This is a genomic window from Shewanella inventionis (assembly GCF_014641855.1).
GTDB classification, from domain to species: domain Bacteria; phylum Pseudomonadota; class Gammaproteobacteria; order Enterobacterales; family Shewanellaceae; genus Shewanella; species Shewanella inventionis.
Genome location: NZ_BMII01000013.1, coordinates 72935 through 88614, shown reverse-complemented (window position 1 = coordinate 88614; position 15680 = coordinate 72935). Strand labels below are relative to the sequence as shown.

The window sequence follows — 15680 nt, the reverse complement described above, 5'->3', positions numbered from 1 at the left end:
GATAACATTATCCTTTATTTACTGCATTGATTTTTTGTTTCAATGCTGCGGCAACTTGTGGATGCACAAATTGGCTCACATCGCCCCCATGAAGTGCCACTTCTTTAACTAAAGTTGACGATATAAATGAGTTTTCTTCTGATGGTGTTAAAAAAACACTTTCGAGATCTGGGCTTAAGCGGCGATTCATATTGGCAAGTTGAAATTCGTATTCAAAATCTGACACTGCACGTAATCCACGCACTAACACACTGGCGTGCTGCTCTTTTGCAAAATCGACCAGCAGCCCCGTAAATCCCACCACCTCAACATTGTCTAAATGGGCCGTGACTAAATTAACCTGAGCCACACGCTCCTCAAGGGTAAACCTGGGTTGCTTTGAAGGGTTGGAGGCAATGCCTATAATTACATGCTTAAATAAACGTGCAGCTCGTTCAATAAGATCAGCGTGACCATTCGTCACAGGATCAAACGTGCCTGGGTAAATTGCTCTTCTATGCATTATTAAAGCCATCATTATGGTGTTTGAGAACTGATATTTTAACAGTTCAGACTGACTCAACACACCTGTAATTGATAATTAATTAAACTGTTTTTGTAAAAAAACCAAAAATCGTGTAAATTAGCGACTCGAGCATGCTGAATATTTTTTAAGCATTTGTGTCGAATTATATATGGAAGTGAGTCGATTATATGCTAATCTTCCATTTAGGTGTGTTTGAATAATTTACGGGAAGACTTTGAATATGAAAAAATCAGCTATCGCGTTAACTACTGCTTTATTAATGATCGGTTCAGCTTATGCTGCTGACCCTGCTGAAACCACTACAACCACTACAACTAGTGGTACTGGCGGTGCTGCTGGCGGCGCTGCTGCTGGTGCAGGAGTTGGTGGTGTTGCTGTTGGTGCTGCTGTTGTAGCTGGATCTGTTATTGTTGCTGCTGCTGCAACTGCTGCTAATGATAGTAGCACTGAAGACGGTTCTGGTACTGGTACTGGTACTGGTACTGGCACTGGCACGACGACTACAAGTACTGGCACAGGTACTGGTACTACTACGACTTCAGTGACAAACTAAATTCGTACCTTTTAAAAAAAGCACATTTTTTAATGTGCTTTTTTATTTTCTTTTTTTTGTCATTAAGCCAAAGCTTAAGGAACTGAGCTCATATGCCTTCAATTTTTCAAAATAAAAGCCTACTCCCTTTGCTTTTCTTCTTTATCTTAACAGGCTGTAGCAACACATTCGTACAAATTGGTGGCATGCTTAAAGAAAGCATCGTAGGCTTTCCTGATGATAATGTTACTGCCGCAGAGATTGAGAAAAGCCCTTATGCCAGCATCCACGTTAGAATCAATAATACACACAGATCATATATCGTACTTGCATATGCAGAAGCCCCACAAACGCTACCAATAACCCGCATTGATTCTAAAAACATTGAGCTTAAATGGCTCTCGGCTGACAATGGTATGCTAGTAACGCGTAATGGCCGTTTATTGAAATCGGTAAATTTATTTGTAGGTAATCGCCTTAACATTAACAGCGAACAAACTGATCCCGTCGCTTTAGGCTTGCATCTAAGTAGTACGCCAATGCAATGGGAAAATACGGTAGATTGGCAGCCAGGTTATCATGTCAGTTATCAACAACACTCCACCTTTAGTTTTGTTAGTGATGAAACGCTCACTATCAATGATAAAACCGTAACACTTAAAAAATTCAATGAGCATGTTGTCGTGGCTAATCTCGATATCGAATATGACAACCAATTTTGGGTTGATGAATCGACGGGTAACGTGATCAAAAGTTATCAAAAAATTGCCCCGAACTTACCTTATATCGAAATGACCCTTCTTAAGCCTTATGGATTTGAGGACGTGAAATGAAGCCGCTAATTCAACTCTGTTCAGCTTTAATACTATTGACATTTAATCAACAACTTAGTTATGCCGAAACTGAAGTGACTGTAGCTCAATCGGTATACAGTAACTCGACGGTATCATTAACATATGTGAGTCCACCTCGCTTAGTACAAGTCATCAAAGATAGTTTATCAAATGCACAGCTTTCTTCTGAACAATCGAACCCTTTACCCATTTATTGGTTAGGTGCGGGTTTGTATGATGCCAGTACAGAAGCGGCATTACTCACACAGCGACAACAGATTCTTAATACCCTTAAAACACAATATAGTGATATGGGTAAGCCAGATCATATTCAGGCGTTAAAAACACTAGCGACATGGATTGCAAATAACCAATTTCTTCAACGTCAGTTTATTCCACTTGATTATGATGTGATTCGATTAAAAGAAGAGCTAAACCCACTATTACAGGGGAAATACTTGCTCACTCTCCCTAGCAAGCCACAAGATGTATTGGTATTAGGAGCAGTGACTCAAAATGGTCCTCAGCCATTCGTTGTGAGGCAAAATGCGTCGCAATATATTGAAAATGCGATACCATTAAAAGCATCAGAAAATAGCTTCGCTTGGCTAATTCAACCTGATGGAAAAATAGAAAAATACCCTATTGCTTATTGGAATCAACAACATATCGATATCGCACCAGGGGCGATTATCTACCTTGATTTTGACGGTGTAAGAGATAACGAGCCAGCATTGAACCAACACATCCTAGAACTACTAAAACATTGGGTACGTTAACCATGAACCATGCAAAGCAGACAGCCTTTTCTCTTTTTGCCATTCCTATCATGGTAAGCAGTATTGTTATAAGCACTAGTGCCCACAGTGATGAATTATCCACACCTAAGCTCACGCCTTCACAGTATGATTTTGGTGGTGTAGGCCTGATTCAAATGCCTACAGGTAGAATGGCAGCTGAAGGTGAGTTTAGTGTAAGCGGGACTTTTAACGAAGATTATTATCATGGCGCATTATCACTGCAGTTATTTCCCTGGTTAGAAACCACGATTCGCTATACCCAAGTACCAGACGTACTCTACAGTAACGATCCAAGCTTCAGTGGTGACACTTACTACACCGACAAAGGCATCGACATAAAATTACGCTTATTAGAAGAAAGCTACTGGCTACCAGAAACCTCTATCGGCGTTAGAGATATCGGTGGCACTGGCTTATTTGACAGCGAATATATTGCCATGACCAAAGGCTTTGGCCCTTTTGATGCCACCGTTGGATTTGGTTGGGGTTATATCGGCAACCGTGGCAACTTCATTGATTCGGGCAAAGCATCTTCCGTAGATTGTAATCGAAACACTGGTTACAAAGGCACTGGTGGTGATGTTGACTTTGAACGTTGGTTTAAGGGTTGCAGTGCCATTTTTGCAGGTATTGAGTACCAAACACCCTGGGACCCATTACGTATAAAAGTGGAATATGATGGTAATGATTATAAATCAGACTTTGCAGCCTTACAGACCGGTAATGAACTAACACAAGACAGTCCTATCAACTATGGGATGCTATACCGTGTCAGTAATTGGGGCGACTTTAAACTCAGTTATGAGCGCGGTAATACCTGGACGCTGGGTTTTAGCATGGCGACTAACTTTAATACCTTAAAATCAAACTGGCGCGACACACCAAAGCAACCGATTGAAGATAAGCCGGATTTAGCCGACCGCAAAGTCGACTTACCGGAACTTAACAAGCAATTGGCTTTTGATGCTGGCTATAGAGGCGCCAAAATCTACATCAAAAATGATGAAGTCACAGTAGTTGCGACGCAAACGAAATACCGTGATAGAAAATATGCTCACGATCATGCTGGGCGAATTTTAGTTAATCATTTCCCACAAGCAAAAACCTTTAAAATTATTGAAGTGGCGGGCCATTTACCGACGACTGAAACCCACATTGATGCAAAAAGGTTTACCAATGCGGTACAACATAACTACATCCATGCAAAAGTAACAGATAGTACAACAGTTATAGAACCGACATTACCAACTGAAACACCTGATTGGGACACGCCTAATCAATGGAATTATGGTTTTGCGCCAAAACTAAACCAATCGTTTGGTGGTTCAGAAAACTTTTACTTATTTAATGTCGGCATCAATGGTGGCGCGAGTCGTTGGCTGACTGAGAATATTGAGATCAGCAGTTCGATGTATATCAACCTGTTTGATAACTATGACCAGTTTAAATACCAAACACCACCAGATGGCACCGATCTTAAACGCGTCAGAACCTTAGTGAGACAATATGTTTCTGACACCACCGTTCGTGTCGATAATTTGCAGTTAACCTGGCTCGATAAGCTTAGCGAAAACATCTATGCCCAGGCATACGTTGGTTACCTGGAAATGATGTTTGGTGGTGTTGGAACAGAAGTACTTTATCGCCCAATGAATAGCGAGTGGGCATTTGGTATTGACGCTAACTACGTCAAACAACGCGATCCTGACAACATATTCGGTTTCTTCGAAAATGAAATCAACTACGATCCTTTTTCAAACCGTTACTTCAGAGCACAAACGGGTACCTTTACAGGTCACGCCAGTGTGTATTACCAGCCAAAATGGTTTGATGATGTGCTGCTTAAAGTGAGCTATGGCCAGTATTTAGCAGAAGATCGCGGAGTAACAGTCGATTTCTCTAAACAATTTGATAGTGGTGTTATCGTAGGTGCATTTGCCTCTAAAACCAACCTGTCTGCGGATGAATTTGGCGAAGGTAGCTTCACTAAAGGCTTCTATATTTCAGTTCCATTCGACGCAATTTTACCGACGCCGGTATCAAATCGCGGTAGCCTAGCTTGGCAACCTTTAACACGAGATGGCGGCCAAAAACTGGGCCGTAAATTTGAGCTTTATGGCGGAACAGATGCCAGAGCGCCATGGCTGAACAAGTCCAATAGCGTGAAGTAAATCCGTTTATACAGTAAAAGGCAGAACCTAGTGGTTCTGCCTTTTTATTGACGGTGAAACAAACGTTTTCAGCAATACCTAAGTTTTATCGTACGCCTCAAGATAATCAACGATTCTTACCGACGCCATACCATCCGTTGATTGAGATAATAAAACACCAAAAATAAGTTATTTAGATAAAATTTTGAGCAGAATATGATTATAAAAATGAACGAAATGATCGAAGCATCATGAATTAAATCTAGAACAATCTAGCAATAACAACCATTTCGTATACATGATGGAATATGCGCTACGTAGAGCTAAAAAACAAAGCACCTAAATTCATTTATGTTTTACCAATAAAGGGAATCGATGAAGCCTCTGATAGCAAAATAATCTCACAGCTTTAGTCGTCGGCCTGTGTACATTTTATTTTGCATCCAAATATTTAAAAAACTCATCTCTGCCAGTAAAACGTGCTTCGATTGCTTTGATATGTTTGTCTTCTGTATGCTTCCAAACACCGGGGATAGAATATACGTGCTCAAGAAACTTAAAAAACTTATTTCGCAATTGTAGATTTGGTTCCCAGCCTTGCATTACAGCCTTAAGATTTTCACTTAACCGCTCAGCATTATCCGCATGTTTAACTAAACCTTCTATGTTGTAACAGGCTTGACCTACTGTTAAAACGCACTTATTAAGTAGAAGCGACTCTAACCCAACTGTTGAGTTTATAGTAACCACGGCCTCTGAGCATTGAATTAAATCACCGGTTTTATTGCCATTCGCAAATGTCGCAATTGGATCTTTATTGTAAAGATGGGAGTAATGTTTGTGCCATGACGGATGCTCTTTAAACACCACTTTTAGCGAGGGGTCATTCAAACTTTTAACGGCTTTAAGCACCTCATCGTAAAACATTTCCATTGAGTCTATCCAAGGAGAAAAACTTGCTATTTGCGTATCGTGAGGGACTTGAAAAGGGGCAAAAATATAACGTTCTGGTATTTCTGTTGAGTCAAACGCACAGCGCTTTTTATGGTCTTCCCTAGGAATTATTTTTGGTTCTGAAAACTCTAACACATTTTGCGGATCAAAATTAAGATAAAAAGACGGATCGCGACTCAACGATGCATTAAAGTTAATACCTCGAGGATCTAAGCTACTTGTGCCTGGCAGCAAACCATTCTCGTAATAAAATTGTTTTATACATAATGCTTTAGCAGCCATTGCAACGGTGATATTAGGTAGTTTATTACCATTCCAAATCACTATGAACTCTGGTTTAACTTCATTTAAAAGCGCTAAATACTTGGCATATCTTAAGCGTTCAAACAAAACCAGCACAAAACCGTACATAGCACTCACTACAGGGTTTGCCCAAAAAGGACTGCGCGCTTTTTTTCTTATTAATTGCGACTTTACAACATCTTTAAAATCCACATTAAAGGCATTTTTCAAATAATTAACTGCCGTTAATTTAGGCATTCCCATAATGTGTAATTGACAATCCATCGACACTTTTTTTATTATTTTTTTATAGTATTTCGCATGAACATTTTTACGGGAGATAAATAAATAAGTCATATAAATTGGGCTTGCCGACTGTTGTTTTTATATCATAATACTATGTGGACAATGTTCTAAAAGCAAGGTTCACAAAAACGTTTACAACCTTGCCGCTATAAGACTTTCCATCACACTATCGATAAAAATAGAAGCGCTTGTCCTAAAGTGATAAATAATAAACTAAGATTATGGAATGACATCATTTATAGCATTTAAAAGCCTGAAAAATAACGACTTCTCATAACTTCCAATAACCTAATATTTTCCTCATTTTATAATTTCTTATAATATTTAAAGGCTTACGCTTTAGCCCTACTAAGCCATTGTCTATTAACTTATCTGTTTCAGCCAATACTCGCTCACTAGAGCAGCCATCACGATTTGGATGCATACTCTCACAATAGTGTTCAATCTCTTTAAGCAGAGTCGGTGGATAAGTCAATGCTCGCTCAAGTGCGGATTCAATATCGTCAACCTTATTAATATTAATAAGGTGCGAACCACCAATCTTATTATCAAAAGTCACTACAGGCTTACCCTGCAAAAGAAACATAATAAGCACAGACGATGTATCACAAAGCATTACATCAGCCTCTTTTAACAAAGGCAGCACATCATCGGTTTCAACAAAAGATAAGTTGTCATTTTCTAATTGCTTGTATTTTTCAACAACATCACGATTCATTTTAGGGTGAAATTGCACTAACCATCGCCATTTATTATCCTGAGATAACTGCTTCACTTTATCATAAACAGCTGCAGCACATGAAAAACGCGGCGAAAAAGTAGAACAGAAAAGAATAACAGGCCTATCATCACGCTTTGTTATCACCGAGTCATCGGGCTTAAACAAAGGGTCCAATGTTGGCCAGCCTGTTTCAACTACCTTGAAGGTACCATGCTTTTCCGCCAAACGCTGAAATGGCTCAGTAGACTCAGGGCCTTGAGTACAATATAAATCAAAGCAGTGGCGTATGGTAAAATGTCCATTACGCCCTAACCCATCAATTTTTACCGTACCAAAACCATGGAATACACTCACCTTAACGCCTGGAATAAAGCTCGGTACGATATTGCCTGGCACAAACACTGCTTGTGGTTGCCACTGAATAGTTTCTTCAATTGTCATCAAGCGAGCCTCAGATGGCTTAAGGTACTTGTCGTCAACCTCATTACCAGCAAGAAACCATCTTACCTCGTCTCCACGCGCTAAAATGGTCTTTTGTAAAGGCCTTAGAATGGCGTAAGAATAATTTTGTGAAATGTAAAATAAATAACGTTTCTTACTCATATTAACTGTTGTTCCTGCGAAATGACTAAATTGCGAAAATTACCTATTTAAGGTATTAAATTATGTTCACTACCAACGAAAAGGTGAATTCGTTAATATGGTAAATGTCTAGTCTTGCTCGTTATCTTCGATAAGTTTTTTCATGCTTTTTATCACGTCATCAGTTTCAATCATCGCCATTAAATGCTCGCCTTTTGCTCGCTTCCCCCATTTAACGTCTCCGTCTACCTGCTGAGCAACTACCTCCTGGTAAACACTCACTGTGTAGTCACGATAACAATAGGGTCCAGTCCGCCCTGGGTTTGAGTGCGCATATAAGCCAATAACGGGAGTGCCTTGAGTCACAGCCATATGCAATGGCCCAGTATCTGGGGCAAGCACAAAACAGGCTTGTTTTAACAAGGCTAATAATTGGGTTAAGCTTGTTTTGCCCACTTGATTATCAAACGTGTGCTGACTGTGAGACTGAATCACATCTGCTAAATTTTTTTCAAGCACTGTTGGACCACCACACAACATCACCTTATAACCTTGCGATATCGCGTAATCAGCTGCGGCCGCATAACGCTCAGGCAACCAGTTACGCTCAGCTTTACTGGCTGCGGCACAAATCACCATCACTTTAGCGTCCCCAATAAGTTGAGAGGCAAAGTCGGTGTCACTTTGCGGTACCGGAATATCCCAACGAGGCGTTAAATCGGTCACACCAATGGCTTTTGCAAAACCCATAAAACCATCAAGAACATGGGGCGTTGCTAACGGTTCTACAGCATGATTAGTAACCAGCCACTGGCCTTCTTTAGCACGAGCTTTATCAAAACCAACTCGAACATCGGCCTTAATCATTAATGATGCCATCGTTGCACGTAATGCCACTTGCATATGCAATAACACATCAAAGCGTTGGCTTTTTAAATCACTACGCAATTGAGTATAACTGCGCCAACCTTTAGATTTATCAAAAATAACAAACTCAATCCCTGGCAAATGCTTAAGTAATTGGTACTCAACTTTACCGATCACCCAGGTGATAGCTAAATCTGGATAGTGCTTTTGAATAGCTTGTACCATGGCGACAGCGTGGCACACATCACCTATGGCAGATAATCGCAGTAAACATAATGAACGTATCGCACTAAAGTCAGCTTTCATTGAATATCCAATATGCTTAAATGAAAAGATAGAAGGAATGCAAGACAGTGATCTTAAGGTATAATGTTATTTCGATCCACAATCAAGCCCGTGCTATTTGATAATTAAATGCAAATAAAAACTACCCCGCTAGGCCACATTGCATGGTGCGAACCCAGTGCCGCAAACATAACGCCAGAAGAATTCTCTGTGGACATTTGGCAAAGCCAAAACGCCGTTGTAGGACAATCAACAGGTCGATATACCACCTGGTTTGTCAAAACAGACACGTCACAAACCTGGGTGTTACGTCATTATTGGCGCGGTGGCCTTGTGGGTAAAATTAACCGAGACAGCTACTTTTACACAGGCATTAAACAAACTCGAGCTGTAGCGGAGTTGACCTTACTTGAAACGCTCCATCAACAAGGTTTTGCCGTACCCAGGCCAATCGCGGCAAATGTGACACGGTGCGGTTTATGGTACAGAGCAGACATTATTATTGAACATGTAGCTGGCGCTAAAGACTTAGTTGCCCAATTAAGCTTGAACCCCATAACAGATCAACAATGGTATGAACTAGGGCAAGTCATTGCTAAATTTCATCTTGGCGGTGTCTACCATGCCGATCTTAATGCCAAAAATATTCTATTGGCTCAACAAACGTTTTATTTAATCGATTTTGACCGAGGCGAAATACGCCAACCTGATAAACGTTGGCAACAGGCTAATCTAAACAGGTTATTACGTTCGTTTAACAAAGAACACGGCAAGCAGCCTAAACTTGCATTTTCGGCTCAATGCTGGCAACAACTCCTTGATGGATACCGCAGCGTCAATCCGCTATAAAGAAGACGATTTCATCAACGAGTCAATTAATAAAAACTGTTTAGATAATGCGCCACGGTTTTGGGTAACTACGGCTGATGCTGCTGCTGATGCGCGTTGGTACTGATGCGCATCCTGCCATTTATCCACTAACATCTTGGCAAGATCGCTTGCTCCTGCAACAACCTGCAACCCTCCAGCATTTGCAAGTAGTTCGGTAATTTCTGCAAAATTCCAGTGATTAGGGCCAACATACACAGGGAGTGCCATCGCTGCAGGCTCAAGCGGATTGTGCCCGCCGCCTTCTATTAGTGTGCCGCCGACAAAAGCTTGGTCTGCTGTGCCATAGAGCATCAACAACTCACCCATAGTGTCACCTAATAACACCTGAACATCATGGCTTACTGCATCATTCATGCTTCGACGGGCCAGCTTAAAACCAGCTTGAGTAATGGTAATTGCGGCTAAATTAAACTGCTCTGGATGCCTTGGGGCCATAATCAATAATGCATCAGGACAATTAACTAGCACGCATTTATGTGCAGCCAAAATCGCATCAAACTCACCAGGATGCACACTGCCGGCAACCCAAATAGGTGTATTTTTACGTTGCCATTGCTCTCGCGTTTGCAAAGCCTGCTGTCGCTTACTTGAGTCAATTGTTAGGTCGAATTTAAGGCTGCCACAGACATTAAGCTTTTTTGGGGCAACCCCTAAGGCAGTAAAGCGTTCGGCCTCGGCTTGGGTTTGCACCAATATCGAATCTAGCTGTTGCAACATAGGTGTCGACAAACGTGGTTTGCTGGCATACTTGTCAGCTGATTTTTGTGACAAACGCGCATTAGCCAACACCGAGGTGACATTTTTTTGTTTTGCAAAATGGATTAAATTAGGCCACAACTCCGTTTCCATAATAATCAGATATTTGGGCTGTGTTTGGCGTAAAAAACGTTTAACCGCATAGGCAAAGTCAAAAGGCAGATAACAATGCTGCACCTTATCACCCAATGCTTTTATGACCTCAGCGGAGCCGGTTGGGCTGGTCGTGGTAACGGTAAATGTATATTGCGGATGCTCCGCCATAAGTTGTTTTATCAGCGGCAGGGCCGCCAGGGTTTCGCCCATTGACACACTGTGGATCACTACATCGGTAGGCTGTAACTTTGCAAAACCAAAACGTTCAGACCAACGACGACGATAATCAGCGCTTTTAATTGCTCTAAATAGCAAATACATTACAACCAAAGGCAATAAAAGATACAAAAATAAAGAATATAGGGTACGGTTCATGTATGAAGAGTCATCGATTTTTGCTTGTCAGATAAACACAATGTTAACATAATCATATTAAGTCGGCTTAATGAAATGTTATCGCTGTAATAAGCCAAAACCCTAAGCTAATAATGAATATGGACATCTTATGAAAACCCGCGACAAAATCGTTTTTGCCAGTATAGAGCTGTTTAACGAACACGGTGAGCGCAATATTACCACCAACCATATTGCCGCTCATTTAGGCATTAGTCCGGGTAACTTGTATTATCACTTTCGCAATAAAGAAGACATCATCAACTCTATTTTCGCTCTATATGAAAACCACCTTGAGTCTGGCTTTAAACCTTATGATGATGTACCCATTACTATCGAATTATTAATGGGTTACTTCGATGCCATGTTTTATACCTTGTGGCAGTTCCGTTTTATGTATGCAAATTTAGCCGATATACTCAGTCGCGATGACGCGCTTAAAAAGCGTTACTTACATGCACAACAACAAGTCCTTAACCGCTCAAGTAACATTTTGCTTAAACTAAAAAAAGATGGTTTTCTTGATGTTGACGACAACAAGGTTACCGCACTTGCTGACACCATAAAAATGATGGTCAGCTTTTGGATTAGCTATCAGCTTACACAGTCGAGTACATCGAGTATCACTAAAGCCACATTGTATGATGGACTATTACGTGTACTGATGATTTTTCAAGCGTATGAGACACCTGCATCGTCAGCAACGTTCAGTCGTTTAGAGCAACACTACCTCGACATTGCCAGCCAAGAACGCCATCAAGCGGCGTAATAAAAAACTGACGCCACCTGCTAAACCCTATCTTTTTAATGACTTTCAATCCGCCAATATCTGACTACAATTTAGCTCAGATATTGGCAGTGTTTGTTCCATTTTATATACGCAAAAAAATCCAACTAACGCACTTGTTAATGATTAGTTTTTTTAATGTGAACAAGCTCTAGCCCTAATCTAATTCATGTTGGTCAGGCGACTAAAAAAAACGCTGTGGAGCGGCAAAAATAAAGGTTAGAATGCCAACAACTCCAAAACACCCTATCAATTACAGCGGTGTTTTACTGCGTGATTTGGATAAGCATAATAACCATATTTAGGAGAACACAGGTGGCATCTACCTCTTTCTACGACCGAATTAATCAACAAATAGCTGATGTTAAAGCAGATGGTTTATATAAAAGTGAACGCGTTATTGCTTCAGCCCAACAGACAGCCATTGAAGTTAACCACGAGAAAGTGATTAACTTTTGCGCCAACAACTATTTAGGTCTAGCTAATCACCCAGAGCTGATTGCAGCAGCCAAAGCCGGTTTAGACAGCCACGGTTTTGGTATGGCATCTGTGCGCTTTATATGCGGCACTCAAGACACTCACAAACAACTAGAAGCAAGCCTGAGTGAATTTTTAGGTATGGAAGACACCATACTTTATTCGTCATGTTTTGACGCAAACGCTGGCTTATTTGAAACATTATTAGATGCCGAAGACGCGATTGTGTCTGATGCGTTAAACCATGCATCAATCATTGACGGTGTGCGTTTATGTAAAGCAAAACGTTTCCGTTACGCTAACAACGACATGGCCGATCTTGAAACACAATTAATTGCAGCCCAAGCTGCTGGCGCGCGCAACATACTCATTGCCACCGACGGTGTATTCTCAATGGACGGCGTTATCGCTAACCTCAAAGGTGTGTGCGATCTTGCCGATAAATACGGCGCACTCGTTATGGTTGATGACTCACACGCCGTGGGCTTTATTGGTCAAAACGGTCGTGGCACCCACGAATATTGTGACGTAATGGACCGAGTAGACATTATTACCGGCACATTAGGTAAAGCCCTAGGCGGCGCATCAGGTGGATTTACTGCCGGTAAAAAAGAAGTGGTTGAATGGTTACGTCAGCGCTCACGTCCTTACCTGTTCTCAAACTCGTTAGCACCATCGATCGTCAGCGCCTCAATTCGCGTGCTTGATATGCTAAAAACGGGGCATGCATTACGTGAAGCCGTATGGGAAAACAGCCGTTATTTCCGCGAACAAATGTCAGCAGCAGGCTTTACTTTGGGCGGCGCCGACCATGCCATTATCCCGGTAATGATTGGCGACGCCAAGTTAGCCAGTGATTTTGCCAATAAATTATTAGCAGAACACATTTATGTGATTGGCTTCTCGTTCCCGGTTGTACCTAAAGGCCAGGCGCGTATTCGTACCCAAATGTCAGCTGCGCACACTCGCGAACAACTGGATCATGCTATTGATGCCTTTACTCGTATTGGTAAAGAAATGGGCATTATCTAACTGGCTTAAGTTAACAAGACTCGGTAATCATAGGTTATTAAGATGAAAGCATTAAGTAAGTTAAAGCCTGAAGAAGGCATCTGGATGGTCGATGCACCAAAACCAGAAATGGGTCATAACGATCTGTTAATCAAAATCCGCAAAACAGCTATTTGTGGCACCGACGCACACATCTACAACTGGGATGAGTGGTCACAAAAAACCATACCAGTTCCTATGATTGCTGGTCATGAATATGTCGGTGAAGTCGTCGACATGGGTCAAGAAGTACGCGGTTTTGCCATTGGCGATCGCGTGTCTGGAGAAGGTCATATTACCTGTGGTTATTGCCGTAACTGCCGTGGTGGTCGTACTCATTTATGTCGAAATACCTCCGGCGTAGGCGTAAACCGCGATGGCGCCTTTGCTGAATACCTTGTATTGCCCGCATTTAACGCATTCAAAATTCCAGCAGATATTTCTGACGACCTAGCCGCTATTTTTGATCCATTTGGTAATGCTGTACATACTGCATTGTCATTCGATTTAGTTGGCGAAGATGTATTAATTACCGGTGCTGGCCCTATTGGTATCATGGCTGCTGCTGTGTGTAAGCATGTTGGCGCACGCCATGTTGTAATAACCGACGTTAACGAATATCGCTTAGATTTAGCCCGTAAAATGGGCGCGACTCGCGCAGTTAATGTTGCAAAAGAAAGCTTAAAAGATGTCATGAAAGAGCTGGGCATGACCGAAGGGTTCGACGTAGGCCTAGAAATGTCTGGCGTACCGTCAGCATTTCACGCCATGCTTGACACCATGAACCATGGCGGCAAAATTGCCATGCTCGGTATTCCAGGTGGCGATATGGCCATTGATTGGAGCAAAATCATTTTTAAAGGGTTAATCATCAAAGGTATTTACGGCCGTGAGATGTTTGAAACCTGGTATAAAATGGCCAGCTTAATCCAATCAGGTTTAGACTTAACCCCAATCATTACGCATCATTTTAATGTGGATGATTTCCAGCAAGGCTTCGACGCAATGCGCTCAGGCCAATCTGGCAAAGTGATTTTAAGCTGGGATTAATCCCCCACATTATTATCACGCTGCAATGACTCAAGGGGTTGTATTTATATACCCAATTGACCTTAAATGCATGTTTCAGAGCATATTTAGGTTGGTTGGGTATACAACCCCTTGTTGCAAACTGGCCGCCATACAAACGCTTTCCGTAAACTTTTTATAGGTAATACCATGTCTGGTTTTAAACACTTGTCTGTTAATGAATTAATCCATATGTCTGAGGCATCTACCGAGGTACAGGTTGTTGATATACGAGATTCGGCAAGCTTTGCGGCAGGCCATATTCCACATTCTATCAACTTAAATAACGAAAATTTAGCCCATTATATTGCCGGTGCAGATATGGATAAGCCTCTTGTCGTTGTGTGTTATCACGGCATGAGCAGCCAAAGTGCTGCCAGTTATTTAAATGAACAAGGCTTTGATGATGTCTACAGTCTTGACGGTGGATTTAGTGCATGGAGCCTCGCGCACTCATGATAGAAATAGGCCAACTTCCTAATGCACGTGCTGCGCAAGCATTTATTGATTACCTTAAAGGGTTGAACATTCAATGCCATGCAGTGCAACATGCCCAAGGTGTTGGCCTCATTATTAGCAATCCTGCAGATGAGCCACAAGCACGTGCTGAGCTCGAGCAATTTGCTAACAACCCCTACGACAGTAAATACTTACAAGCCTCATGGGACAATGGCGACACCGCTGCGCAATTCAACTACGGCCCTGGCACCAAGGGGTTAGTGCAGCAATTTTTAACAGGTGCAGGCCCGCTCACCCTAATCACATTCTTTGTCTGTGTCGCTGTTTTTGCAGGGATGAACCTAGGCTTCGCCGACGCAATATATAGTCAATTATCATTTTTTGGCGCAGTTCCCCAAAGTGACATAAACCAAATTTGGCGCTTATTTACACCGAGTTTAATGCACTTTTCGGCTATGCATATCATCTTTAACTTGCTGTGGTGGTGGTATTTAGGTGGCAAAATTGAAACCCGGTTAGGCATCAGACCTTTGTTATTTTTATTAGTTATTGCAGGTACGCTGCCCAGCGTTGTGCAATTTTACATGACCGGTCCCCATTTTGGCGGTATGTCTGGCGTGGTGTATGCGGTGGTGGGTTACACCTGGCTCATGGGGATAAGACAACCCAGCAGCGGCATTCACCTACCGCAAGCTTATATGGGTTTTATGTTGATATGGCTGGTACTTGGTTTTACTGATTTACTCGGCATGCCAATTGCTAATGGCGCTCATATTGGTGGTTTACTTGTTGGGCTTGCACAGGCCTTATTTGATAGCCGCACCTCAAAAACAGTATAATGACAAAAACCACTTGCTCAGGTGGT

General features: G+C 41.7%; 15 protein-coding genes. 10 read left to right on the top strand and 5 right to left on the bottom strand.

Translation table 11 applies throughout. From position 1 onward, the window contains the following. Nucleotides 1-7: 7 nt before the first annotated feature. Nucleotides 8-502: a pantetheine-phosphate adenylyltransferase gene (gene coaD / locus IEW93_RS09190; RefSeq protein WP_188739036.1), complete on the bottom strand. Its 495-nt coding sequence runs from the start codon at nt 500-502 to the stop codon at nt 8-10. Nucleotides 503-746: 244 nt separating this feature from the next. Here coaD and IEW93_RS09185 point away from each other — a divergent pair, with 244 nt between their 5' ends. The 4 genes from IEW93_RS09185 to IEW93_RS09170 all read left to right on the top strand — a co-directional run bounded on the left by IEW93_RS09185 (nt 747) and on the right by IEW93_RS09170 (nt 4862). Further along, nucleotides 747-1079 (top strand): hypothetical protein, encoded by a 333-nt coding sequence (locus IEW93_RS09185; protein WP_188739035.1) that lies wholly within the window; start codon nt 747-749, stop codon nt 1077-1079. Nucleotides 1080-1171: 92 nt separating this feature from the next. Further along, nucleotides 1172-1891, top strand: a complete 720-nt coding sequence (locus IEW93_RS09180; protein ID WP_188739034.1) for a YjbF family lipoprotein — start codon at nt 1172-1174, stop codon at nt 1889-1891. Further along, on the top strand, nt 1888-2670 hold the full coding sequence (locus IEW93_RS09175) for a capsule biosynthesis GfcC family protein (RefSeq protein WP_188739033.1): 783 nt from the start codon (nt 1888-1890) through the stop codon (nt 2668-2670). The genes IEW93_RS09180 and IEW93_RS09175 overlap by 4 nt, the downstream gene beginning before the upstream one ends. A gap of 2 nt (nt 2671-2672) precedes the next feature. Continuing rightward, a complete protein-coding gene (locus IEW93_RS09170) occupies nt 2673-4862 on the top strand; it encodes a YjbH domain-containing protein (protein WP_188739032.1) in 2190 nt (729 codons plus the stop codon). 411 nt (nt 4863-5273) lie between these two features. On the opposite strand, the gene IEW93_RS09165 is transcribed toward IEW93_RS09170, so the two are convergent. From IEW93_RS09165 to IEW93_RS09155, 3 genes are all read right to left on the bottom strand, one after another. Beyond that, nucleotides 5274-6434, bottom strand: a complete 1161-nt coding sequence (locus IEW93_RS09165; RefSeq protein ID WP_188739031.1) for a capsular polysaccharide export protein, LipB/KpsS family — start codon at nt 6432-6434, stop codon at nt 5274-5276. Nucleotides 6435-6654: 220 nt separating this feature from the next. Beyond that, nucleotides 6655-7707 carry a CDP-glycerol glycerophosphotransferase family protein gene (locus tag IEW93_RS09160; RefSeq protein WP_188739030.1) on the bottom strand — a complete coding sequence of 351 codons (1053 nt, stop codon included), beginning with the start codon at nt 7705-7707 and terminating at the stop codon, nt 6655-6657. Between the two features lie 108 nt (nt 7708-7815). Continuing rightward, entirely contained in the window at nt 7816-8859 is a 1044-nt protein-coding gene (locus IEW93_RS09155; RefSeq protein ID WP_188739029.1) for a glycosyltransferase family 9 protein, read from the bottom strand. Between the two features lie 108 nt (nt 8860-8967). Between IEW93_RS09155 and IEW93_RS09150 the strand changes: the two genes are divergently transcribed. Continuing rightward, nucleotides 8968-9687: a 3-deoxy-D-manno-octulosonic acid kinase gene (locus IEW93_RS09150; protein ID WP_188739028.1), complete on the top strand. Its 720-nt coding sequence runs from the start codon at nt 8968-8970 to the stop codon at nt 9685-9687. Here the strand turns inward: IEW93_RS09150 and waaA are convergent. Further along, a complete protein-coding gene (gene waaA, locus IEW93_RS09145; protein ID WP_188739027.1) occupies nt 9682-10956 on the bottom strand; it encodes a lipid IV(A) 3-deoxy-D-manno-octulosonic acid transferase in 1275 nt (424 codons plus the stop codon). The genes IEW93_RS09150 and waaA overlap by 6 nt on opposite strands. A gap of 130 nt (nt 10957-11086) precedes the next feature. Here waaA and IEW93_RS09140 point away from each other — a divergent pair, with 130 nt between their 5' ends. The 5 genes from IEW93_RS09140 to glpG all read left to right on the top strand — a co-directional run bounded on the left by IEW93_RS09140 (nt 11087) and on the right by glpG (nt 15654). Then, a complete protein-coding gene (locus tag IEW93_RS09140; protein ID WP_188739026.1) occupies nt 11087-11743 on the top strand; it encodes a TetR/AcrR family transcriptional regulator in 657 nt (218 codons plus the stop codon). 333 nt (nt 11744-12076) lie between these two features. Continuing rightward, nucleotides 12077-13270, top strand: coding sequence for a glycine C-acetyltransferase (locus tag IEW93_RS09135; protein ID WP_188739025.1), 1194 nt, complete (start codon nt 12077-12079; stop codon nt 13268-13270). Between the two features lie 42 nt (nt 13271-13312). Continuing rightward, the gene (tdh, locus tag IEW93_RS09130) at nt 13313-14338 is read left to right on the top strand and encodes an L-threonine 3-dehydrogenase (RefSeq protein WP_188739024.1); all 1026 of its coding nucleotides are present in this window, start codon (nt 13313-13315) and stop codon (nt 14336-14338) included. Between the two features lie 168 nt (nt 14339-14506). After that, on the top strand, nt 14507-14815 hold the full coding sequence (gene glpE, locus IEW93_RS09125) for a thiosulfate sulfurtransferase GlpE (protein ID WP_188739023.1): 309 nt from the start codon (nt 14507-14509) through the stop codon (nt 14813-14815). Beyond that, the gene (gene glpG, locus IEW93_RS09120) at nt 14812-15654 is read left to right on the top strand and encodes a rhomboid family intramembrane serine protease GlpG (protein ID WP_188739022.1); all 843 of its coding nucleotides are present in this window, start codon (nt 14812-14814) and stop codon (nt 15652-15654) included. The genes glpE and glpG overlap by 4 nt, the downstream gene beginning before the upstream one ends. Nucleotides 15655-15680 lie beyond the last annotated feature (26 nt).

What these genes read in the sequence shown, in the direction of transcription:
- IEW93_RS09165 (WP_188739031.1), bottom strand. Translation starts at nt 6,434, where the DNA reads ATGACTTATTTATTTATCTCCCGTAAAAATGTTCATGCGAAATACTAT.
- IEW93_RS09185 (WP_188739035.1), top strand. Translation starts at nt 747, where the DNA reads ATGAAAAAATCAGCTATCGCGTTAACTACTGCTTTATTAATGATCGGT.
- IEW93_RS09175 (WP_188739033.1), top strand. Translation starts at nt 1,888, where the DNA reads ATGAAGCCGCTAATTCAACTCTGTTCAGCTTTAATACTATTGACATTT.
- IEW93_RS09180 (WP_188739034.1), top strand. Translation starts at nt 1,172, where the DNA reads ATGCCTTCAATTTTTCAAAATAAAAGCCTACTCCCTTTGCTTTTCTTC.
- IEW93_RS09170 (WP_188739032.1), top strand. Translation starts at nt 2,673, where the DNA reads ATGAACCATGCAAAGCAGACAGCCTTTTCTCTTTTTGCCATTCCTATC.
- glpG (WP_188739022.1), top strand. Translation starts at nt 14,812, where the DNA reads ATGATAGAAATAGGCCAACTTCCTAATGCACGTGCTGCGCAAGCATTT.
- IEW93_RS09140 (WP_188739026.1), top strand. Translation starts at nt 11,087, where the DNA reads ATGAAAACCCGCGACAAAATCGTTTTTGCCAGTATAGAGCTGTTTAAC.
- IEW93_RS09155 (WP_188739029.1), bottom strand. Translation starts at nt 8,859, where the DNA reads ATGAAAGCTGACTTTAGTGCGATACGTTCATTATGTTTACTGCGATTA.
- glpE (WP_188739023.1), top strand. Translation starts at nt 14,507, where the DNA reads ATGTCTGGTTTTAAACACTTGTCTGTTAATGAATTAATCCATATGTCT.
- coaD (WP_188739036.1), bottom strand. Translation starts at nt 502, where the DNA reads ATGCATAGAAGAGCAATTTACCCAGGCACGTTTGATCCTGTGACGAAT.
- IEW93_RS09150 (WP_188739028.1), top strand. Translation starts at nt 8,968, where the DNA reads ATGCAAATAAAAACTACCCCGCTAGGCCACATTGCATGGTGCGAACCC.
- tdh (WP_188739024.1), top strand. Translation starts at nt 13,313, where the DNA reads ATGAAAGCATTAAGTAAGTTAAAGCCTGAAGAAGGCATCTGGATGGTC.
- IEW93_RS09160 (WP_188739030.1), bottom strand. Translation starts at nt 7,707, where the DNA reads ATGAGTAAGAAACGTTATTTATTTTACATTTCACAAAATTATTCTTAC.
- waaA (WP_188739027.1), bottom strand. Translation starts at nt 10,956, where the DNA reads ATGAACCGTACCCTATATTCTTTATTTTTGTATCTTTTATTGCCTTTG.